General features: G+C 68.5%; 11 protein-coding genes and 7 pseudogenes. 11 read left to right on the forward strand and 7 right to left on the reverse strand.

The features are described from left to right. Positions 1–50: 50 nt before the first annotated feature. The 3 genes and pseudogenes from BMG07_RS12150 to BMG07_RS12160 all read right to left on the reverse strand — a co-directional run bounded on the left by BMG07_RS12150 (position 51) and on the right by BMG07_RS12160 (position 2,728). Positions 51–485, reverse strand: coding sequence for an RNA-binding S4 domain-containing protein (locus BMG07_RS12150; RefSeq protein ID WP_198084787.1), 435 nt, complete (start codon positions 483–485; stop codon positions 51–53). A gap of 18 nt (positions 486–503) precedes the next feature. Continuing rightward, positions 504–1,933 (reverse strand): annotated as a pseudogene (locus tag BMG07_RS12155) (sensor histidine kinase). A 115-nt stretch (positions 1,934–2,048) separates the two neighbouring features. Then, positions 2,049–2,728 (reverse strand): annotated as a pseudogene (locus BMG07_RS12160) (response regulator). A gap of 131 nt (positions 2,729–2,859) precedes the next feature. On the opposite strand from BMG07_RS12160, the pseudogene BMG07_RS12165 reads away from it, so the two are divergent. The 3 genes and pseudogenes from BMG07_RS12165 to BMG07_RS12175 all read left to right on the forward strand — a co-directional run bounded on the left by BMG07_RS12165 (position 2,860) and on the right by BMG07_RS12175 (position 6,032). Next, positions 2,860–3,818, forward strand: a pseudogene (locus BMG07_RS12165) (Bug family tripartite tricarboxylate transporter substrate binding protein). 138 nt (positions 3,819–3,956) lie between these two features. Continuing rightward, a complete protein-coding gene (locus tag BMG07_RS12170; protein WP_198084788.1) occupies positions 3,957–4,508 on the forward strand; it encodes a tripartite tricarboxylate transporter TctB family protein in 552 nt (183 codons plus the stop codon). 1 nt (position 4,509) lies between these two features. Then, positions 4,510–6,032 (forward strand): annotated as a pseudogene (locus tag BMG07_RS12175) (tripartite tricarboxylate transporter permease). A gap of 79 nt (positions 6,033–6,111) precedes the next feature. Here the strand turns inward: BMG07_RS12175 and BMG07_RS12180 are convergent. The 4 genes and pseudogenes from BMG07_RS12180 to BMG07_RS12195 form a co-directional block, all read right to left on the reverse strand. Then, positions 6,112–9,227 (reverse strand): annotated as a pseudogene (locus BMG07_RS12180) (efflux RND transporter permease subunit). 21 nt (positions 9,228–9,248) lie between these two features. Further along, a complete protein-coding gene (locus tag BMG07_RS12185) occupies positions 9,249–10,448 on the reverse strand; it encodes an efflux RND transporter periplasmic adaptor subunit (RefSeq protein WP_198084789.1) in 1,200 nt (399 codons plus the stop codon). Continuing rightward, on the reverse strand, positions 10,445–11,986 hold the full coding sequence (locus BMG07_RS12190) for an efflux transporter outer membrane subunit (protein ID WP_198084790.1): 1,542 nt from the start codon (positions 11,984–11,986) through the stop codon (positions 10,445–10,447). Before BMG07_RS12190 ends, BMG07_RS12185 begins: the two co-directional genes overlap by 4 nt. Continuing rightward, positions 11,983–12,450: a CerR family C-terminal domain-containing protein gene (locus tag BMG07_RS12195; RefSeq protein ID WP_269758884.1), complete on the reverse strand. Its 468-nt coding sequence runs from the start codon at positions 12,448–12,450 to the stop codon at positions 11,983–11,985. Before BMG07_RS12195 ends, BMG07_RS12190 begins: the two co-directional genes overlap by 4 nt. 373 nt (positions 12,451–12,823) lie before the next feature. On the opposite strand from BMG07_RS12195, the pseudogene BMG07_RS12200 reads away from it, so the two are divergent. The 8 genes and pseudogenes from BMG07_RS12200 (at position 12,824) to BMG07_RS12235 (ending at position 20,541) form a co-directional block, all read left to right on the forward strand. Beyond that, positions 12,824–14,370, forward strand: a pseudogene (locus BMG07_RS12200) (sigma-54 interaction domain-containing protein). Positions 14,371–14,444: 74 nt separating this feature from the next. Continuing rightward, the gene (locus BMG07_RS12205) at positions 14,445–14,780 is read left to right on the forward strand and encodes a hypothetical protein (RefSeq protein WP_198084791.1); all 336 of its coding nucleotides are present in this window, start codon (positions 14,445–14,447) and stop codon (positions 14,778–14,780) included. A gap of 2 nt (positions 14,781–14,782) precedes the next feature. After that, a complete protein-coding gene (locus BMG07_RS12210) occupies positions 14,783–15,052 on the forward strand; it encodes a hypothetical protein (protein ID WP_307866940.1) in 270 nt (89 codons plus the stop codon). A 144-nt stretch (positions 15,053–15,196) separates the two neighbouring features. Next, positions 15,197–16,383, forward strand: a pseudogene (locus BMG07_RS12215) (substrate-binding domain-containing protein). 186 nt (positions 16,384–16,569) lie between these two features. Further along, a complete protein-coding gene (locus BMG07_RS12220; RefSeq protein WP_198084793.1) occupies positions 16,570–18,024 on the forward strand; it encodes a fibronectin type III domain-containing protein in 1,455 nt (484 codons plus the stop codon). A 47-nt stretch (positions 18,025–18,071) separates the two neighbouring features. Continuing rightward, a complete protein-coding gene (locus BMG07_RS12225) occupies positions 18,072–18,839 on the forward strand; it encodes an ABC transporter ATP-binding protein (RefSeq protein ID WP_198084794.1) in 768 nt (255 codons plus the stop codon). Then, complete coding sequence (locus tag BMG07_RS12230; RefSeq protein ID WP_198084795.1) at positions 18,836–19,564, forward strand: ABC transporter ATP-binding protein; 729 nt, start codon at positions 18,836–18,838, stop codon at positions 19,562–19,564. Before BMG07_RS12225 ends, BMG07_RS12230 begins: the two co-directional genes overlap by 4 nt. Continuing rightward, a complete protein-coding gene (locus tag BMG07_RS12235; RefSeq protein ID WP_198084796.1) occupies positions 19,561–20,541 on the forward strand; it encodes a branched-chain amino acid ABC transporter permease in 981 nt (326 codons plus the stop codon). Before BMG07_RS12230 ends, BMG07_RS12235 begins: the two co-directional genes overlap by 4 nt. Positions 20,542–20,551: the final 10 nt, after the last annotated feature.

A 20,551-nucleotide genomic window follows, 5' to 3' on the forward strand; every position in this document is an offset into this window, starting at 1 on the left:
AGAAGTAGGAAGGCCCACAGGGTAAGCGATCGGCAGTCGGCGATCGGCCCTCAGCGTTCAGGCTCTTCCGGGTCCAGCGAGGCGCTCCAGCGGTTGTCCCATTCGGCATGCCGCACCGCGCCGTCGAGCTCGCGGCGGTCGCGCTTGGTGGGGCGGCCCTGCTCGATGGCCAGGGCCGGCTCGCTGCCCATGCGGCGCAGCTCGCGCATCGCGACCTGGGCGGCAATGCTCTCGGCGGTTTCCTCGTACAGCAGCTGCGCCACCGGCGCCGGGCCGCGCTGGCCGCTGACGCCGCGCACCGTCACGGTCCGCGTCTGAGCGCCCTGGCGCATCGTCACGGTGTCGCCGGCCTTGACCTCGCGCGAGGCCTTGGCGATGTCGCCGTTCACCTGCACGCGGTTCTTGCCGATTTCTTCCGCGGCCAGCGAGCGCGTCTTGAAGAAGCGGGCGGCCCAGAGCCATTTGTCGATGCGCAGACGTTCCATGGATATTGCGAGTGGATATCAGGAATTGTGCCGCCACAGCGGCAGATGCACCACGGCGTCGAGCCCGATCATCCGCGCGGCGCCGTCCGGCGTGGCGGGCGCGACACGGTTGTCCAGCGCGATGCGCCCATCCAGCGCCAGCACGATCTCGCGGCAGATCGCCAACCCCAGCCCCGAGCCGCTTGACGCGCTGCCGGCGGAAAAAGGCGCGAACAGCCGCTGCCGCAATTCGGGCGAAATGCCCGGGCCGTCGTCGCGCACGGTGAGCACGGCCTCGCCGCCCTCGGCGCGCACCGACACCGACAGGGCCGCGCCCGCCGGGCTTTGCTTGATGGCGTTGTGCAGCAGGTTGCGCGTGAGCTCCTGCAGCATCCACTGGTGCGCGCGCACCACCACCGGCGCGTCGATGGCCAGCTCGAAGTCCAGCGCCTTGTCGGCCACCAGCGGCGACAGGTCGAGCGCGATCTGCCGTGCGATGGCGCCCAGGTCGAGCGCCACCGACTCCGGCTGCTGGCGCAACTGCTCCACCTTGGCCAGCGACAGCATCTGGTTGGCCAGCGTGGTCGCGCGCTCCACGGTCTGGCTGATTTCGCCCAGCGCCTGTTCGGGCGCCACGTCGCCGCGCCGTGCCGACTGCACCTGCGCCTTGAGCACCGCGAGCGGCGTGCGCAGCTGGTGCGCGCTGTCGCGCACAAAGCGCTTCTGGTGGTCGAGCAGCCGCTGCAGCCGGCCCATGACTTCGGTGGTGGCGTCGATCAGCGGGCGCAGCTCGCGCGGGGCATCGGGCGCGTCGATGGGCGAGAGGTCGTCGGCCGCGCGCTTCTCGATGGCTTCGCCCAGCTCGCGCACCGGCCGCGTCGCGCGCTGCACCACGAACAGCGTGGCCAGCGCGATCACGCCCATCAGCAGGAACTGGCGCCACAGCGTGTCGAGCAGCAGCTTGCGCGCCAGCGTCTCGCGAATCTCCAGCGTCTCGGCCACCTGCACCACCGCCATGCCACGGCCTCGCGCGCTGGCCACCGGCTGCAGCAGCACCGCCACGCGCACCGGCTGGTTGCGGAATTGCGCGTCGTAGAAATCGACCAGCGCCGCGTAGGCGCTGCGGTCGGGAATGCGGCCGCGCCAGAACGGCAGCTCGGCAAAGCCCGAGATCATTTCGCCGTCGAGCGCCGACACCCGGTAGAACAGCCGGCTGCGGTTGTCGGCCTCGAAGGCTCGAGCGCGGAGTAGGGCACGATCGCGCGCAGCTGCGCCATCTCGTCGTAGCCCTCCACGTCGAGCTGCTCGCCGATGGTCTTGGCCGACGCGAGCAAGGTGCGGTCGTAGGCCGTGGTGGCCGCGGCCAAGCTCTGGCGGTACAGGCTCACGCTGTTGATCACGATGAACACGGCAATCGGCGCGAGGATGCCGAGCAGCAGCCTGGCGCGAAGCGAGATCGCGCGGCTCATCGAAATGGCTTGCAGGTCGGGGAACGCCGCGGAACCGGCTTTGCCGGGCCGCAGGCGTTGCCCCCTGCAAGGGGGTGGGCGAAGCGACACGAAGTGCGCGGAGCCTGGGGGTGAATCATGTTTCCGGGCGCAGCAAGTAGCCGAGCCCGCGCATGGTCATCAGCACGGCGCCGGTGCCCGCGAGCTTCTTTCGCAGCCGGTACACCACCACCTCGATGGCCTCGTACTGCACCTCGGTCTCGCCGGGGAACACCAGCTCGAACAGGCGCTCCTTGGTCACGGCGTGGCCGGGTTTCATCATCAGCGCCTTCATCAGCGCCAGTTCGCGCGGCGTGAGCTCGAGCAGGTCGGCGCGGTTGTAGATGGCGCCGTTGTCGGGCTCGAAGCGCAGCCCGCCGATCTCCTGCGGGTTCAGCCCCATGTCGGTGGCCACGCCATGGCTGCGGCGGCGCAGCGCGCGAATACGCGCCTCCAGCTCGTCCAGGTCGAAGGGCTTGGGCAGGTAGTCGTCGCGCCCGCGTTCAGGCCGACGATGCGGTCGCCCACCGTGCCGCGCGCCGTGAGCAGCAGCACCGGCGTGCGCAGGCCCTCGGCCCGGGCCTGTGCCAGCACCTGCAGGCCGTCGAGGTTGGGCAGGCTCAGGTCGAGCGCCACCACGTCGGGCTCGATGGCGTGCCACTGGGCCACGGCCAGTGCCCCGTCGCCGCAGACGCGCACGTCGATCCGCCGGCGCCCGAGGGTGCGCTGCAGGGTGATTTGCATCGAGGGGTCGTCTTCGACCAGCAGCAGCTTCATGCGGGAAACGGGTAGGGGGATTTCGGTGTTTTCCCCAGTCTGGCGGACAGCCAACTGACAGCGGGGCGGCGCATGATACTCAGGTTCAAGTCAGGTTCCTTTCAAGTTCCTTCCAGTCTCAGGAGACAACAATGCGTCGCGATACCTTTTTGAAGTCCTTGGCCGCGCTGGCCGCCGCCGGGGCCCTTCCACTGTCCGCCCGGGCCGCCGCCAACGTCAAGATGATGATCCCGGCCAACCCCGGTGGCGGCTGGGACACCACCGGCCGCGCGCTGGGCAAGGCGCTGAACGACGCCAAGGTGGCCGACACCGTCACCTACGACAACAAGGGCGGCGCCGCCGGCGCACTGGGCCTGGCCCAGTTCGTCAACGGCTCCAAGGGCGACGCCAACGCGCTGATGGTCATGGGCTCGGTCATGCTGGGCGGCATCATCACCGGCAAGCCGCCGGTCAACCTGTCGCAGGCCACGCCCATCGCGCGCCTGACCACCGAATACAACGTGTTCGTGCTGCCGTCGAACTCGCCCTTCAAGACCATGAAGGACGTGGTCGACCAGCTCAAGAAGGACCCGGGCAGCGTGAAGTGGGGCGGCGGTTCGCGCGGCTCCACCGAGCACATCGCCGCGGCCATGATCGCGCAGAAGGTCGGTGCCGACCCCTCGAAGATCAACTACGTGGCCTTCCGCGGAGGCGGTGAGGCCACCGCCGCCATCCTGGGCGGCAACGTCACCATCGGCGGCAGCGGCTACAGCGAGTTCGCCGAGTACATCGCCGCCGGCAAGATGAAGGCCATTGCCGTCACCTCGGCCCAGCGCCTGCCGGGCATCGACGTGCCCACGCTGAAAGAGCAGGGCATCGACGTCGAAATCGGCAACTGGCGCGGCGTGTACGGCGCGCCCGGCATCTCGGCCGAGCAGCGCAAGTCGCTGACCGACATGGTGCTGGCCGCCATGAAGAGCGCGTCGTGGGCCGAATCGCTCAAGAAGAACGACTGGACGCCCGCCGTGCTGTCGGGCGAAGCTTCGCGAAGTTTGTCGACGACGACTTCGCCAGCCTGCGCGCCATCATGACCAAGTCCGGCATGGTCTGAACAGGGCTCGCCCCCAGGCTGCGTGCACTTCGTGTCGCTTCGCCAACCCCCTGCCGGGGGCAACACCTGCGGCCCGGCACAGCCGGTTTCGCGGTGTTTCTGGAAGGGGGCGTCGGTACTCCCACTCCAGGATAAAAAATGACAACTCCAGACTCCACGGTCCCGTCTTCCGACGGGGCCGGCAATCCCGCGGCCACATGGCCGCAAACCCTGGTCGGCGCCGGCGTGCTGCTGACCGGCCTGGCGCTGGCTTTCGGCGCCATCGGCATTTCTTCCGAGGCCGGCTACGGCGGCGTCGGACCCAACTTCCTGCCCTGGCTGGTGTCGGTGGTGCTCGTGCTGTGCGGTGGATGGATTCTTTGGGAAGCACGCACCGGCGGCTTCCGCGAGCTCGACGCGCCCTCTGGCGCCGACCACGCCTACTGGCCCGGCTTCATCTGGGTGTCGGCGGGGCTGCTGCTCAATGCGGCGCTCATCACCACGCTCGGCTTCATCCTGAGCTGCACGCTGTGCTACGTGCTGGCCGTGCAGGGGCTGCGCCGCGCGAGCGGGCAGGCCGGCGTCAATGCGCCGCGCACCTGGGCCACCGACTTCATTGCCGGCGCGCTGATCTCGGCGCCGGTGTTCTGGATGTTCACGAAATTCCTGGCCATCAGCCTGCCGGGCCTTACTTCCACCGGGTGGCTCTGACATGGATATCTTCAACGCACTGATGACGGGGTTCGCCACCGCGATCACCCCGATCAATCTGCTCTGGTGCCTGGTCGGCTGCGCGCTCGGCACGGCCGTGGGCGTGCTGCCCGGCATCGGCCCGGCCGTGGCCGTGGCCATGCTGCTGCCGATCACCGGCAAGGTCGACATCACGGCCTCGATGATCTTCTTCTCGGGCATCTACTACGGCGCCATGTACGGCGGCTCGACCACGTCCATCCTGCTGAACACGCCCGGCGAGACCGCCAGCATGGTGACCGCGATGGAGGGCAACAAGATGGCCAAGAGCGGCAGGGCGGGCGCGGCGCTCGCCACCGCCGCCATCGGCTCGTTCGTGGCCGGCACCATCGCCACCGTCATCGTCACGCTGTTCGCGCCCTTCGTGGCCGAGTTCGCGGTCAAGCTCGGCCCGCCCGAGTATTTCCTGCTGATGCTGCTGGCCTTCACCACGGTGAGCGCGGTGCTCGGCAAGAGCACGCTGCGCGGCATGACGGCGCTGTTCGTCGGCCTGGCCGCTGGCTGCGTGGGCCTCGACCAGATCTCGGGCCAGGGCCGCTACACCGGCGGCGTGCCCGAGCTGCTCGACGGCATCGAGATCGTGCTGGTGGCCGTGGGCCTGTTCGCCGTGGCCGAAGTGCTGTACGCGGTGCTCTACGAAGGCAAGGTCACCGAAGGCCAGAACAAGTTGAGCCGCGTGCACATGACCAAGCGCGACTGGAAGCGCTCCATTCCCGCGTGGCTGCGCGGCACCGCCATCGGCACGCCCTTCGGCTGCATTCCGGCCGGCGGCACCGAGATCCCGACCTTCCTGAGCTATGCGACCGAAAAGAAGCTGGCCAAGGACAAGGAAGCCAAGGCCGAGTTCGGCACCACCGGCGCCATCGAAGGCGTGGCCGGCCCCGAGGCCGCCAACAACGCCACGGTGACGGCCGCGCTGATTCCGCTGCTCACGCTGGGCATTCCGACGTCGAACACCACGGCCATCCTGCTGGGCGCGTTCCAGAACTACGGCATCCAGCCGGGCCCGCAGCTGTTCACCACCTCGGCCGCGCTGGTGTGGGCGCTGATCGCCTCGCTGTACATCGGCAACGTGATGCTGCTGGTGCTGAACCTGCCGATGGTCGGCCTGTGGGTCAAGCTCTTGAAGATTCCGAAGCCCCAGCTCTACGCCGGCATCCTGATCTTCGCGACGGTGGGTCCTACGGCATGCGCCAGAGCGCGTTCGACCTGTTCCTGCTGTACGGCATCGGCCTGCTGGGCGTGGTGATGCGCCGCTTCGACTTCCCGACCGCGCCCGTGGTGGTCGGCATGATCCTGGGCCCGCTCGCCGAAGCGCAACTGCGCAACGCGATGTCGATCGGCGAGGGTAGCGCAATGGTGTTCTTCCAGCGCCCGATGTCGATCGCGCTGGTGATCATCGTGGTGGCCGTGCTGGTGCTGCCGCGCCTGGCCAAGCGCATGAGCGAACGCAAGCTGCAGCGCCTCGCACAGCTGGACGCCTGAGCTTCCTCGGGCGGTCCCCGAGCGCAATAAAAAAAAGCTGCGGCATTGCCGCAGCTTTTTTCGTTTCACGCCTGAAGGCCTATCGTCCTGCGGCGGGCGTCTCGGCCAGGTCGTCGTCGATGTGCGGGTCCGCCGGCTGCCCGCGCAGCTTGCGCACCGTGCGCCGGATCCAGTGCTCGATGTCGTCCACGTAGGTGAATACGGCCGGCACCACCAGCAGGCTCAGCACGGTCGAGGTGATCAACCCGCCGATCACCGCCATCGCCATCGGCGAGCGGAAGCTCGAGTCGGCCGCGCCGAAACCGACCGCGATCGGCAGCATGCCCGCGCCCATGGCCAGCGTGGTCATGATGATGGGCCGCGCGCGCTTGTGGCAGGCGTCGCGCAGCGCGTCCCAGCGGCTCATGCCGTGGTCGCGGCGCGCCACGATGGCGTACTCCACCAGAAGAATCGAGTTCTTCGTGGCAATGCCCATCAGCATGATCAGGCCGATGAGCGAAGGCATCGACAGCGCCTTCTGCCCGATCAGCAGGCCCACGAAGGCACCGCCCAGCGCCAGCGGCAGCGCGCACAGAATCGTCACCGGGTGCAGGAAGTCCTTGAACAGCAGCACCAGCACGATGTAGATGCACAGCACGCCCGTGAGCATGGCCAGGCCGAAGCTTGCGAACAGCTCGGTCATCACCTCGGCGTCGCCCACTTCGGCGATGCGCACGCCCGGCGGCAGCTTCTGGATCGACGGCAGCTTGGTCACCGCGGTCTTGGCGTCGCCCAGGCCCACGCTCGACAGCTCGATCTCGAAGTTGACGTTGCGCGAGCGGTCGTAGCGGTCGATCACGGCCGGCCCGCCTTCCATGGTCAGCGAGGCCACCTGGTTCAGCATCACCGGGCCGCGCGCGCCGGGCACCGACAGGCGGCCGAGCAGGTCGAGGTCTTGCCGTGCCGAGTCTTGCAGCTTCACCACGATGGGCACCTGCCGCTGCGCGAGGTTGAGCTTGGCGAGCGACTGGTCGTAGTCGCCCAGCGTGGCCACGCGCAGGGTCTCGGCGATGGCCGAGCTGGTCACGCCCAGGTCGGCGGCGCGCGCGAAGTCGGGGCGCACGGCGATCTCGGGGCGGATCAGGCTCGCGGTCGAGGTGATGTTGCCCAGGCCGGGAATGGTGCGCAGGTCGCGCTCGACCGCGCTCGCGGCGCTGGCCAGCGCCACCGGGTCTTCGCCGGTGAGCGCCAGGATGTACTTCTCGCCCGAGCCGCCCAGGCCCACCGTGCTGCGCACGCCGGGCAGGGTTTCGAGCGCGGCGCGGATCTGGTTCTCGATCACCTGCTTGCGCGGCCGGTCGCGCGCGGGTCGAGCTTGATGGTGAGCGTTGCCTTGCGCGTCTCGGGCGTGCCGAAGTTGGCGAACGGGTCGCCGCCCGCGCTGCCGCCCGCCACCGTGGTGTAGACGCTCTTCACATGCGGGATCTGCATCACGCGGCGGCGCGTTTCTTCCGACGCCGCCGTGGTCTGCGCGAGCGTGGAGCCCGGTGCGAGCGACAGGTACACCTGCGTCTGCGAGTTGTCGTCCGGCGGAATGAAGCCGGTCTTCAGCAGCGGAATCATCGCCAGCGAACCGAAGAAGAAGAGGGTGGCCAGCACCATCGTCTTGAACCGGTTGTGCGTGCTCCACGTCACCGCGCGCATGTACCAGCGCAGCCAGCCGGGCTCGGTTTCCTGCGTGACGATGGGCTTGAGGATGTAGGCCGCCATCATGGGCGTGAGCACCCGCGCCACCACCAGCGAGGCGAACACCGCGAGCGACGCCGTCCAGCCGAACTGCTTGAAGAACTTGCCGGCCACGCCGCTCATGAAGGCCGTGGGCAGGAACACCGCGATCAGCGTGAAGGTGGTGGCGATCACCGCCAGGCCGATTTCGTCGGCCGCCTCCATGGCCGCCTGGTAGGGCGTCTTGCCCATGCGCAGGTGGCGCACGATGTTCTCGACCTCCACGATGGCGTCGTCCACCAATATGCCGACCACCAGCGACAGCGCCAGCAGCGAGATCACGTTGACCGAGAAGCCCAGCAGGTGCATGCCGATGAAGGCCGGAATCACCGACATCGGCAGCGCCACGGCCGACACGAAGGTGGCGCGCCAGTCACGCAAGAAGAGCCACACCACGATGACGGCCAGGATGGCGCCTTCGTACAGCAGGTGCAGCGAGCCGTTGTATTCCTCTTCCACCGGGTCGACGAAGTTGAAGGCCTCGGTCAGCTCGATGTCGGGCCGCTGCGCGCGCATGTCGGCCAGCGCTTTCTGCACCGCGTGGCCCACTTCCACCTCGCTGGCGCCGCGGCTGCGGGCCACCTCGAAGCCCACCACCGGCTTGCCGTTGAGCAGCGCGGCCGCGCGCGGCTCGGCGATGGTGTCGCTGATGCGCGCCACCTGGTCCAGGCGGATGCGCCGGCCGTCGCTCAGCGCGATCTGCATGTCGGCGAGCTGGTCGGCCGACTGCACGGTGGCCATGGTGCGCACCGGCTGTTCGCTGCCGCCCAGGTCGAAGCGGCCGCCCGCGCTCTCGGTCTGCACCTGGCGCAACTGGCGCGAGATGTCGCCCGCCGATGCGCCCAGCGCCTGCAGCCGGGCCGGGTCGAGGTCGACGTGCACCTGCCGCGTGACGCCGCCCACGCGGTTCACCGCGCCCACGCCGGGCAGCGCGAGCAGCTTCTTGGTGATGTCGTTGTCGACGAACCAGCTCAGCGCCTCGCCGTCCATCTGCGAGGAGGCGATGGTGAAGGCCAGCACCGGCTGCGCCGCGAAGTCGAGCTTGGTGACGACCGGGTCGCGCACGTCGGCCGGCAGGTCGGCGCGCACGCGCTGCACCGCGGAGCGCACGTCGTCCACGGCTTCCTGCACGGGCTTCTCGAGCCGGAACTCGACGATCAGCGTGGCGGCGCCGTCCTGCACCTTGGTGGTGATGTGCTTCAGGCCCTGCACGGTGGCGATGGAGTTCTCGAGCTTGCGCGCGACGTCGGTCTCCAGCTGCGAAGGCGCGGCGCCGGGCAGCGACACCGAGACCGTCACGGTCGGCAGGTCGATGTCCGGAAAGTTCTGCACCTTCATCGCGTTGAACGACAGCAACCCACCGAAGGTGAGCAGCACGAACAGCATCACCGCCGGAATCGGGTTGCGTATGGACCAGGCGGAAACGTTCATGGGCGAGTCCTTTGTTTCTGCTTACTTGGCCGCGGCGGCCGCTGCGGGAGCGGGCACGGCAGCGGGAGCCGGGGTCGGGGCCGGCGTGTCGACCACGCGCACCAGGTCGCCGTCGTTGAGGAAGCCCGCGCCTTGCACCACCACGCGCGCGCCTTCGGGCAGTGCGCTGGTGATCTCGATGCGGTCGTTCAGGCGCCGGCCGACCTGCACCTTCAGCTGCGACACGTGGTTGTCGGGCTTGAGCAGGAAGACGTTGTTGAAGCCGTCGCGCGGCACGATGGCGCTTTGCGGCACCGTGGGCGCCGAGCTGCGGCCCAGTTCGAAGTCGCCGCGCGCGAACATGCCGGCCTTGATGCCGGTGTTCTGCTGCACGTTGGGCAGGTCGACATACACGAGCGCCGCGCGCGTCTGCGGATCGACCGTGGGCGCGATGCTGCGCACTTTGCCGCGCACCTGCGCGCCGCTGGCGCTGACCACGAAGGCGGTGGTGCCGACCGAGATGCGGCCCAGCTCGGCCGAGGTGACTTCGGCGCGCCATTCGAGGCGGCCCTGGCGGATCAGGCGGAACAGCTCGGTGCCGGCGGACACCACGCTGCCCACGGTGGCGGTGCGCGCCGAGATCACGCCGTCGTCGGGCGCCAGCACCTGCGTGTTGCGCCCGCGTACTTCCTGCGCGGCCAGCACGGCCTCGGCCGCCTCGACGCGCGCCTTGGCGGTCTGCTCGGTGGTCTGGTACTGGTTGATCTGCTGCTGGCTCAGCGCGCCGGTGGCCTGCAGCGTGCGGGCGCGCGCGGCGTTGCCGGCCGCGTCGGCGGCGGTGGCGCGGGCTTCGGCCAGCGAGGCGCGCGACTGCGCGATGTCGGCGCGCACCGTCTCGGGCGAGAACACGGCCAGCACCTGGCCCTTCTTGACCACGTCGCCCACGTTCACGCGCACTTCGGCCAGCTTGAGCCCGTTCGACTCGGAGCCGACCACGGCCTCCTGCCAGGCGGCCACGTTGCCGTTGGCCGCGAGCGTGACCGTGAGCTCGGTGGCCTCGGGCCTGGCGACGGTCACGGTGAGCGCCGGCTTGGGCGCGGGGGCGCCGTCTTTGGTCTTGCCGGCCGTGGCGGCGGCCGCGGCCTTGTCGGCGGGCTTGCGCGTCATGAACACGGCGGCCGCGATGACGACGGCCAGCGCGACCAGCGCGATGACGAGGGTGGAACGCTTCATTGTTTTCATGGCGACGTCGCGACCTTGGCGGCCGGTGTGGTGGTCATTGGGGACGATTCGGAAAGCGCTTCGGAGGACGGGGCGGGCCGGCTCCAGCCGCCGCCCATCGAGCGGTACAGCGCCACCCAGGCTTCGGTGCGCTCGCGCTGCAGCGACACGCGCGCGGTTTGCGCCGAGAACAGCGTGCGGCGCGAATCCTCCAGCTCGAACAGGCTGGCCAGGCCGCTGCTGTAGCGGGCCTGCGTGGCGTCGAAGGAGGCCTGGTAGTTCTTCACCGCCGTGTCGGCGTCGGTGGCGCGGGCGTCGGTGGCGTCGAGGTTGACGAGCGCCTCCTCGACCTCGCGCACCGCCTGGCGCACGTTGGCGCGGTAGATCGACACGGCCTCGGTGTAGCGGGCCTTGGCCGCGTCGGCATTGGCCTGGCGCGAGCCGCCGTCGAGCAGCGGCACGGTGAGCGACACCGGGCCCACGGTCCAGGTCTCCAGCGACTGCTTGAAGCCCGAGGTGCGGTACTGCGTGCGGCCGATCGAGCCCGAGATGGTGAGCTTGGGGTAGCGCTCGGCTTCGGCCGAGCCCACGTCGGCGCTGGCCGAGGCCACGCCCAGCTCGGCCGCGTACACGTCGGGCCGCTGCGAAATCGCTTCGGCCGGCACGCTGGCGATGGCACCCACGGCCGGCAGCGGGCGCTGCGTGGCCGCGGCGGCGAGCTTCTGTTCGAGCGTGGTCTCGTCGATGCCGCTGAGCGCCACCAGCGCCTTGCGCTGCACCGCGCACTGCGCGCGCTGCTGGGTCAGGCGGCCCGAGGCGTCGGCGGCGCTGGCGCGGGCCAGCGCGGCTTCGGCGGGGGCGGTGAAACCGGCGCGCATCGACAGGTCGTTGAGCCGCGAGGTCTCGGCGCGCGAGCGCGTGTCGGACTCGGCCACGCGCAGCTGCTGCTGGCAGGCGCGCTCGGCGAAATAGGCGTTGGCCGTTTCGGCCGCCACCGCCACGCGGGCGTCGTGCCACTTGGCGTTGGCGCTGTTCTGCTTGGCCTCGGCGGCGTCACGGTCGGCGCGCAGGCGGCCGAACAGGTCGACCTCCCACTTTGATTGCAGGCCGGCCTGCAGCGTGGTGATGGGCGTGCTGGCCGATGCGGTGCCGCTGCTGTTGCCGCTGCCTCCGGACGCGCCGGATCCACCGCTGGTGGGCGCCGAAGCAAAGCCCGAGGTGCCCCGGCTCGCCGAGGCCGTGCCGTCCAGGCTCGGCAGCAACGCCGCGCCTGTCTGCACGCGCGTGAAGCGCGCCTCGGCCACGCGCGCGGCGGCGCTCGCGACGTTGGGGCTCGCGGCTTCGGCGGCGGCGATCAGCTCGACCAGCAGCGGGTCGTCGAGCTGGCGCCACCAGTCGGCCAGCGACGCAAGCGAGCCGCCGTGGGGCAGGGGCGCATGCCATTGCGCGGGGAAGGGCGCCTCGACCTGCGACGGCGGGCGCGTCAGCGCGCAGCCCGAAAGGCCGAGGCCGAAGCCCAGCGGCAGGCACAGGGTGGCAATCAGTCGGAGTCTTCTCATTTCTTCAGCTTTCTCTCGGCGCGGCGGCGCACCGCCTCGGCCTCGACCAGCGCCATGGCATAGCCGGTCAGGCGGTCGGCCCAGGTGTCGATGCCGCGCGCCGTGCGCAGCAGCGAGGGACGGATGGCCTCGATGAAGTCCTGGCTCACGTAGAGCTGCATCGACAGCCCGGTGATCGCAAACGTCAGGCGGTGGATGTCGTCGTCGGCCCGGTCGATTTCCAGGTGGCGGCACAGCAGCTCGGCGATGGCGCGGTGCGGGCCCTTGATGTCGTGCTCGAGCTCCTTGGCCCAGCGGCTGCTGGGCTCGAGCATTTCGCGCATGTGCAGCTGGATGCATTGCCGCACGATCTCGCCCTGCTTGAGCGGGTCGATCATCGACACCATGCAGATGCGCAGCGTGTCTTGAAGCGACTGGCCCGGCACGTTGCAGGCGGCCACGAGGTCGGCGGAGTCCGCCCCCATGGGCTCGGAGAAGGTGGCCGCGTACAGGCCTTCCTTGTCGCCGAAGTAGTAGCTGATGGCCGAGATGTTGACCTCGGCCTCGCGGGCGATCTCGCGGGTCGAGGTCTTGGCGTAGCCTTTTGCGCGAACAGCCGCAGCGCGGTGTGAAGCAGCCGGTGGCGTGCCTCGGCGCCGTCGCTGCGCGGTGCGCGGCGCGGGGCCTGGGTGGTGGCTTTCTTCGCGTTCATGCGGCGTATTAGACCACGTACAAAATCAAACGATTGATTAACTTAAGGTTTGCTGAAGGACTTTCCTTCTCTTACGCAGCCTGAGCATTTCCTGAAGGAAATCGCTGCCGGACCGGTTGCGAATCGATGCGCGCTACGATCCCGCCATGCCTGCTGCTCCTTCCGTACCGACCACATTGCCGCTCGACGCCGAGGGCATCCTCGCGCTGGCCGCGCGCTCGATGTTTCATTTGTTTTCAAGCATCAGCCAGGGCATGTTCCTGGTCGACCGGGGCGGGCGCATCGTGTGGGTCAACGAGGGCTACCGGCGCTTTCTGCCGGCGCTGGGTTTTTCGTCGATCGACCAGTTCATGGGGCACATGGTGGAAGACGTGATTCCGAACACGCAGATGCGCCGCGTGCTCGAAACCGGCGAACCCATCCTGATCGACCTGCTGACCAACAAGGCCGGCACCTTCGTGGTCAGCCGCATTCCGCTGCGCGAAGAGCGCGGGGGCGGCGAGGCCGGCATGGGCGGCATGGGCGAGGTGATCGGCGCCATCGGCATCGTGCTGTTCGACCAGCCCGAGACCACGCTGCAGCCGCTCATCAGCAAGTTCGCGCTGCTGCAGCGCGACCTGGACGACGCGCGGCGCGAACTCGCGAGCCAGCGCAACAACCCGCTGTACCAGCATGCGGCCGACGGGCAGCGGCGCTCCAAGTACACCTTCGCCAGCTTCATCGGCAGCAGCCCGGCGGCGGTGGAGGTCAAGCGCCACGCGCGCCGCGCGGCGCAGTCGGCCAGCCCGGTGCTGCTGCTGGGCGAGACGGGCACGGGCAAGGAACTGCTGGCGCATGCCATCCATGCATCGTCGGCGCGCGCCAAGGGGCAGTTCGTCAGCGTCAACATCGCGGCCGTGCCCGACACGCTGCTCGAGGCCGAGTTCTTCGGCTTCGCGCCCGGCGCCTTCACCGGCGCCGACCGCAAGGGCCGCGAGGGCAAGTTCAAGCTGGCCGACGGCGGCAGCCTGTTCCTCGACGAGATCGGCGACATGCCGCTGGGCCTGCAGGCCAAGTTGCTGCGCGCGTGCAGGAGGGCGAGATCGAGCCGCTGGGCTCGAACAAGCTCGTGCCCTTCGACGCGCGCGTGATCGCTGCCACGTCGCGCGACCTGCCGGAGCTGGTGCGGCGCGGGCAGTTTCGCGAAGACCTGTATTACCGTCTCAACGTGCTGCCGCTGCGCGTGCCGCCGCTGCGCGAGCGGCGTGCCGACATTCCCGCGCTGGTCGAGGCGTTGGGCGAAGACATGGCGCTGCGCAGCGGCGAGGCGCCGCCCGAACTCACGCCCGACGCGCTCGCGCTGCTGGCCGGCCAGCATTGGCGCGGCAACATCCGCGAGCTGCGCAACGTGCTGGAGCAGGTGACCATGCGCAGCGACTCGCAACGCATTGACGCGGTGCAGCTGGAGCGCATCCTGCGCGAGGCGGGGCTGGAGCAGATCGAGCTGCCCGCGACCTTGCAGAACGCGCACGATGCGGATGAGCAGGCGGCGCTGCTGCGGCCGCTGGCGCAGCAGGTGGCGGAACTGGAGCGCAAGGCGATTGCGGCGGCGCTGGCATCGACGGGCGGGAACAAGCTGGCGACGTCGCGGCTGCTCGGCATTTCGCGGGCGACGCTGTACGAGCGGATGACGAGCCAGGAGCGGTCGGCGTGACGCTGCCCCCTGCCTGCAAGTGCACTAGGCCGAGCGATACTCGCGCCCCTGAACCCAACCCGACCCCACGACCCATGAAGGCTCTCGCCCGCATCGCCGCCTGTTCCATCCTCTGTGCCGCCGCCGGCACGGCCAGTGCCGCACCGCCGCAATGCGCGCCCGAAGCCGTGGTGCAGGCGAAGAAGCTCCTGGTCTTTCACTTCGGGGAGGACGACCGCATCCAGATCGAACCCGAGGTCAAGGTGCTGGCGCCCCTGCGCAACCCGGCCAACAAGAAGCAGCAGTTCCAGGTGCTGGAGGTCTGGGGCTCGATCTACAAGGGCAACTACCGGATGCGGCTGATCTACTACCCCATGGACAAGAGCTGCGTGCTGATGGGGCAGGAAGTCCTGGAGCTGGCAAACCTGTGAGCGTGCGCGCCCTGCGCTCCACCTTCGGCCCCAACTGCCATTGGTGCGGCCTGCCGATGGATTTCAGCGAGCCCGTCGGCCGCCCCGAGTCCGCCACCATCGAGCACCTCGTCGATTCCACCTTCGGTGGCGTGCGCTCGTCCAAACACCGGCGGCTCGCGCATGCCGCCTGCAACCATGCGCGCAACGAGTTCCGCATGCAGGCCGAGCGGCAGTTCAAGCAGTGGATCGCGGAGCGCCAAGCCTCCGCGAAAACCCTGACTGATAAATAAACACTTGTCTGGAAATCAGGCGGTCTCAGTGTTCTGAATCCAGTCGAACGGCGTTCTTCCCGAATGAAGAAACGTTTGTTATCAATGGCTTAGAGAATGGCACGAACTGTGCAATATTCAGTCACCATTTTCAGGAGACAAAGAATGAACCGTCGTCACCTCGTCGCGCTGGCCGCGCTCGCCACTTGCGCCGCCGCCGTTCCCGCCTGGGCCCAGTCCAACGAAATCCGCATCGCCCACATCTACAGCAAGACCGGCGCGCTGGAGGCCTACGGCAAGCAGACCCAGACCGGCTTGATGATGGGCCTGAACTACGCCACCGAAGGCACGATGATGGTCAACGGCAAGAAGCTGGTGGTCATCGAGAAGGACGACCAGGGCAAGCCCGACCTGGGCAAGTCGCTGCTGGCGGCCGCCTACTCGGACGACAAGGCCGCGCTGGCCGTCGGCCCGACCGCTTCGGGCGTGGCGCTGGCCATGCTGCCCGTGGCCGAGGAATACAAGAAGATCCTGCTGGTCGAGCCCGCCGTGGCCGACTCGATCACCGGCGACAAGTGGAACAAGTACATCTTCCGCACCGGCCGCAATTCGAGCCAGGACGCGATCTCCACGCCGTGGCCGTCGACAAGGCCGGCGTGACCGTGGCCACGCTGGCACAAGACAACGCCTTCGGCCGCGACGGCGTGAAGGCCTTCGGCAGCGCGCTGAAGAAAGCCAAGCTGGTCCATGAAGAGTACCTGCCGCCCGCCACCACCGACTTCACGGCCGGCGCGCAGCGCCTGATCGACAAGCTGAAAGACCAGCCGGGCCGCAAGATCATCTGGATCGTCTGGGCCGGCGCGGGCAACCCCTTCAAGATCGTCGACCTCGACCTGAAGCGCTACGGCATCGAGATCGCCACCGGCGGCAACATCCTGCCGGCCATGGCCGCGTACAAGGCGCTGCCGGGCATGGAAGGCGCGGCGTACTACTACTTCGGCATTCCGAAGAACCCGGTGAACGACGCGATGGTGTCGGCCCACTACAAGGAATTCAAGTCGCCGCCGGACTTCTTCACGGCCGGCGGTTTCTCGGCCGCGATGGCGGTGGTGACGGCGCTCAAGAAGACGGGCGGGGATACCAACACCAACAAGCTCATCAGCACCATGGAAGGCATGAGCTTCGACACGCCCAAGGGCAAGATGACCTTCCGCAAGGAAGACCACCAGGCCATGCAGTCGATGTACCACTTCAAGATCAAGGTCGACCCGGCGTTCGCCTGGGGCGTGCCCGAGCTGGTGCACGAGATCAAGCCTGAAGAGATGAACATCCCGATCAAGAACAAGCGCTGAGCACGGCGCCGATCGTCACCTGAACCCCGCGGCGCGCACAAGGCGCCGCTGCCTTTTCGCCCCGGACGGCCGCCGGGCGAAGCGCCAGCCTGCGCCTTTTTCTAAAAGGCGCGGCGCATGGCGCGCTCCACGGCCTGATTCGTCAGCAAGCAAGCGTTCGATACCCACAACATTTAGGAGACAGCGATGCCAGCGATGCGATGGAACTGGAAGGGACTTGCCGCGGCCGCGGCGATGACGGTGGCGGCGCATGCCGCGACGGCGGCGGTGCCGCTGCCGGCGCTCGGCGCCAATCTGGCGGAGGTGAGCGTGTCCGGCCTGTCGGCCGGCGGTTTCGCGGCGGTGCAGCTTCACGTGGCCTATTCGGCCACGTTCAAGCGCGGCGCCGGCGTGGTGGCGGGCGGGCCGTTCTATTGCGCCGAGGGCTCGGTGCTCAACGCCACGGGCCGCTGCATGACGCACAGCAGCAGCATTCCGGTGTCGTCGCTCGTGAGCACCACCAACAGCTGGGCCGCGAGCGGCGCGATCGACCCGGTGTCGAACCTGAGCGGCTCCAAGGTCTACATGTTCTCGGGCACTTCCGACAACACCGTCACGCAGGCGGTGATGAACGACCTGAAGACCTACTACCAGAGCTTCGTGCCCGCGGCCAACATCGTCTACAAGAACAACATCGGCGCGGGCCACGCCATGGTCACCGACGACTACGGCAGCGCCTGCAGCACCACCGCCGCGCCCTACATCAACAACTGCGGCTTCGACCTGGCGGGCGAGATCCTCACCCAGCTGTATGGCCCGCTGAACCCGCGCAACAACGGTACGCTGGGCGGCACCTTCACCGAGTTCAACCAGTCGGAGTTCGTCTCCGGCCACGGCATGGCCGCCACAGGCTGGGTCTACGTGCCCCAGGCCTGCACCACCACCTCGTGCCGCGTGCACCTGGTGCTGCACGGCTGCAAGCAGAACTACTCGGACGTGAGCGACCAGTACGTGCGCAAGACCGGCTACAACCGCTGGGCCGACACCAACAACATCATCCTCATCTATCCGCAGACCAGCACGGCCGCCACCAACAGCTGCTGGGACTGGTGGGGCTACGACAGCGCCAACTACGCCAAGAAGTCGGGCCCGCAGATGATGGCGTTCAAGGCCATGATCGACCGCGTGACCGGCTCCAGCGGCGGCAGCGGATTGCCCGCGCCCACCGGCGTGGGCACCTCGGGCGCGACCAGCAGCAGCATGGTCGTCGGTTGGGCCGGCGTGAGCGGCGCCAGCGGCTACAACGTGTACCGCGGCGGCAGCAAGGTCAACGCCGCGCCGGTCACTGCCACCAACTACACCGACACCGGCCTGGCCGCGTCCACCACCTACAGCTGGACCGTGGCCGCGCTGAACGCCGGCAACGCCGAGGGCGCGATGTCGGCCGCCGCCACGGGCACGACCCTGGCGGGCGGCGGCGGCACCGGCGGCACCTGCTACACGGCCAGCAACTATGCGCATACGCTGGCGGGGCGCGCCTACGCGCTGTGGGGCATCACCTATGCCTACGGCTCGAACCAGGCCATGGGGCTGTGGAACATCTACGTGACGACCACGCTGAAGCAGACCGGCCCCAACTACTACGTGATCGGCAGCTGTTGAGGCCGCCGTGCCATTTTTCGATTCCTGATTTGCAATGACCAACAACGATGCTTGAGACCCGAGATCTGACCATCCGCTTCGGTGGGCACGTGGCCGTCAACAACGTGAGCTGCGCTTTCGCGCCGGGCACGCTGACGGCCATCGTGGGGCCCAACGGCGCGGGCAAGACCACTTACTTCAACCTGATCTCGGGCCAGCTCAAGGCGAGCGCGGGCACGGTGTCGCTCGACGGCCAGCCGCTGTCGGGCCTGTCGCCGTCGGCCCGCACGCACGCGGGGCTGGGGCGCGCGTTCCAGCTCACCAACCTGTTCCCCAACCTCACGGTGCTGGAGAACGTGCGCCTGGCCGTGCAGGCCACGCGCGAGGGCGCGCACCGGCGCGGGCTGAACCTGTGGAGCATCTGGAGCGACCACAAGGCGCTGACCGAGCGCGCCGACCAGATCCTGGCCGACGTGTCGCTGAAGTCGCGCGAGCACGCCACCGTGGCGAGCCTGCCGCACGGCGACCAGCGCAAGCTGGAGGTGGCGTTGCTGATGGCGCTGGAGCCCAAGGTCTTCATGTTCGACGAACCCACGGCCGGCATGAACGCGGCCGAGGCGCCGGTCATCCTGGACCTGATCCGCAAGCTCAAGCAGGACAAGACCAAGACCATCCTGCTGGTGGAGCACAAGATGGACGTGGTGCGCGAACTCGCGGACCGCATCATCGTGCTGCATAACGGCACGCTGGTGGCCGACGGCGAACCGGCGGAGGTGATCGCCTCGCCGGTGGTGCAGGAGGCCTACCTGGGCGTGGCCAAGGAGCAAGACCGATGACAAACCCGAACCTCCTGACCCTCGAAGGCGTGCACACGCACATCGGGGCGTACCACATCCTGCACGGCGTCGACCTCGCCGTGCCGCGCGGCCAGCTCACCATGCTGCTGGGCCGCAACGGCGCGGGCAAGACGACCACGCTGCGAACCATCATGGGCCTGTGGCATGCTTCGCAGGGCAGGGTGCGCTTCGGTGACAAGGAAATCACCGTGCACAACACCCCGCAGATCGCCGGGCTGGGCATTGCCTACGTGCCCGAGAACATGGGCATCTTCTCCGACCTCACGGTGAAAGAGAACATGCTGCTCGCCGCGCGCGGCGCCAAGAACGCGCAGCAGATCGACGACACGCGCCTGAAGTGGATCTTCAAGCTCTTCCCCGCGGTCGAGAAGTTCTGGAACCACCCGGCGGGCAAGCTCTCGGGCGGGCAGAAGCAGATGCTGGCCGTGTCGCGCGCCATCGTGGAGCCGCGCGAGCTGCTCATCATCGACGAGCCCAGCAAGGGCCTTGCGCCCGTGATGATCAACAACATGATCGACGCCTTCGCCGAATTGAAGCGCAGCGGCGTGACCATCCTGCTGGTCGAACAGAACATCAACTTCGCCCAACGCCTGGGCGACACCGTCGCGGTCATGGACAACGGCCGCGTGGTGCACAGCGGCTCCATGGCGGCGTTTTCCGCCGACGCGCAACTGCAGCAATCGCTGCTCGGACTGGCTCTATGAAACTCGACTTCGACTGGAAGCCGCTGCTGCTGGCGCCGGTGCTCGCGCTCGTCGCGCTGCCGCTGACCGGCTCTTTCTCCACCTGGCTCACGCTCACCGTGGCGGGGCTGGCGATGGGCATGATCATCTTCATCATCGCCTCGGGCCTCACGCTCGTGTTCGGCCTGATGGACGTGCTGAACTTCGGCCACGGTGTGTTCATCGCGCTGGGCGCCTTCGTGGCCAGCAGCGTGCTCGGCCTCATGGGCGACTGGACCGGCTCGGGCGAGCTGTGGCGCAACCTGGTGGCGGTGTTCCCGGCCATGCTGGTGGCGATGGCCGTGGCCGGCGCGGTGGGCCTGGCGTTCGAGCGCTTCATCGTGCGGCCGGTGTACGGCCAGCACCTGAAGCAGATCCTCATCACCATGGGCGGCATGATCATCGGCGAGGAGCTCATCAAGGTGATCTGGGGCCCGGCGCAGATTCCGCTGCCGCTGCCCGAGGCGCTGCGCGGCTCGCTGCTGGTGGGCGACGCGGCCATCAGCAAGTACCGCCTGCTGGCGGTGGCCGTGGGCGTGGTGGTGTTCGGCGTGCTCGCCTGGACGCTGGGCCGCACCAAGATCGGCCTGCTCATTCGCGCCGGCGTGCAGGACCGCGAAATGGTCGAGTCGCTGGGCTACCGCATCGGGCGCCTGTTCGTCGGCGTGTTCGTGGTCGGCAGCGCGCTGGCCGGCCTGGGCGGCGTGATGTGGGGGCTGTTCCAGCAGAACCTGGTGCCGCAGATGGGCGCGCAGGTCAACGTGCTGATCTTCATCGTGATCATCATCGGCGGGCTGGGCTCGACGGGCGGGGCGCTCATCGGCGCGCTGCTGGTGGGGCTCATGACCAACTACATCGGCTTTTTGCTGCCCACGCTCACGCAGTTCGCGAGCATCCTGCTGATGGTGGCCGTGCTGCTGTGGCGCCCGCAGGGCGTGTACCCCGTGGCCAACCGTTGAGAAGAGAGAA

This window comes from Variovorax sp. E3 (assembly GCF_016082275.1).
Classification (GTDB): Bacteria; Pseudomonadota; Gammaproteobacteria; order Burkholderiales; family Burkholderiaceae_C; genus Variovorax.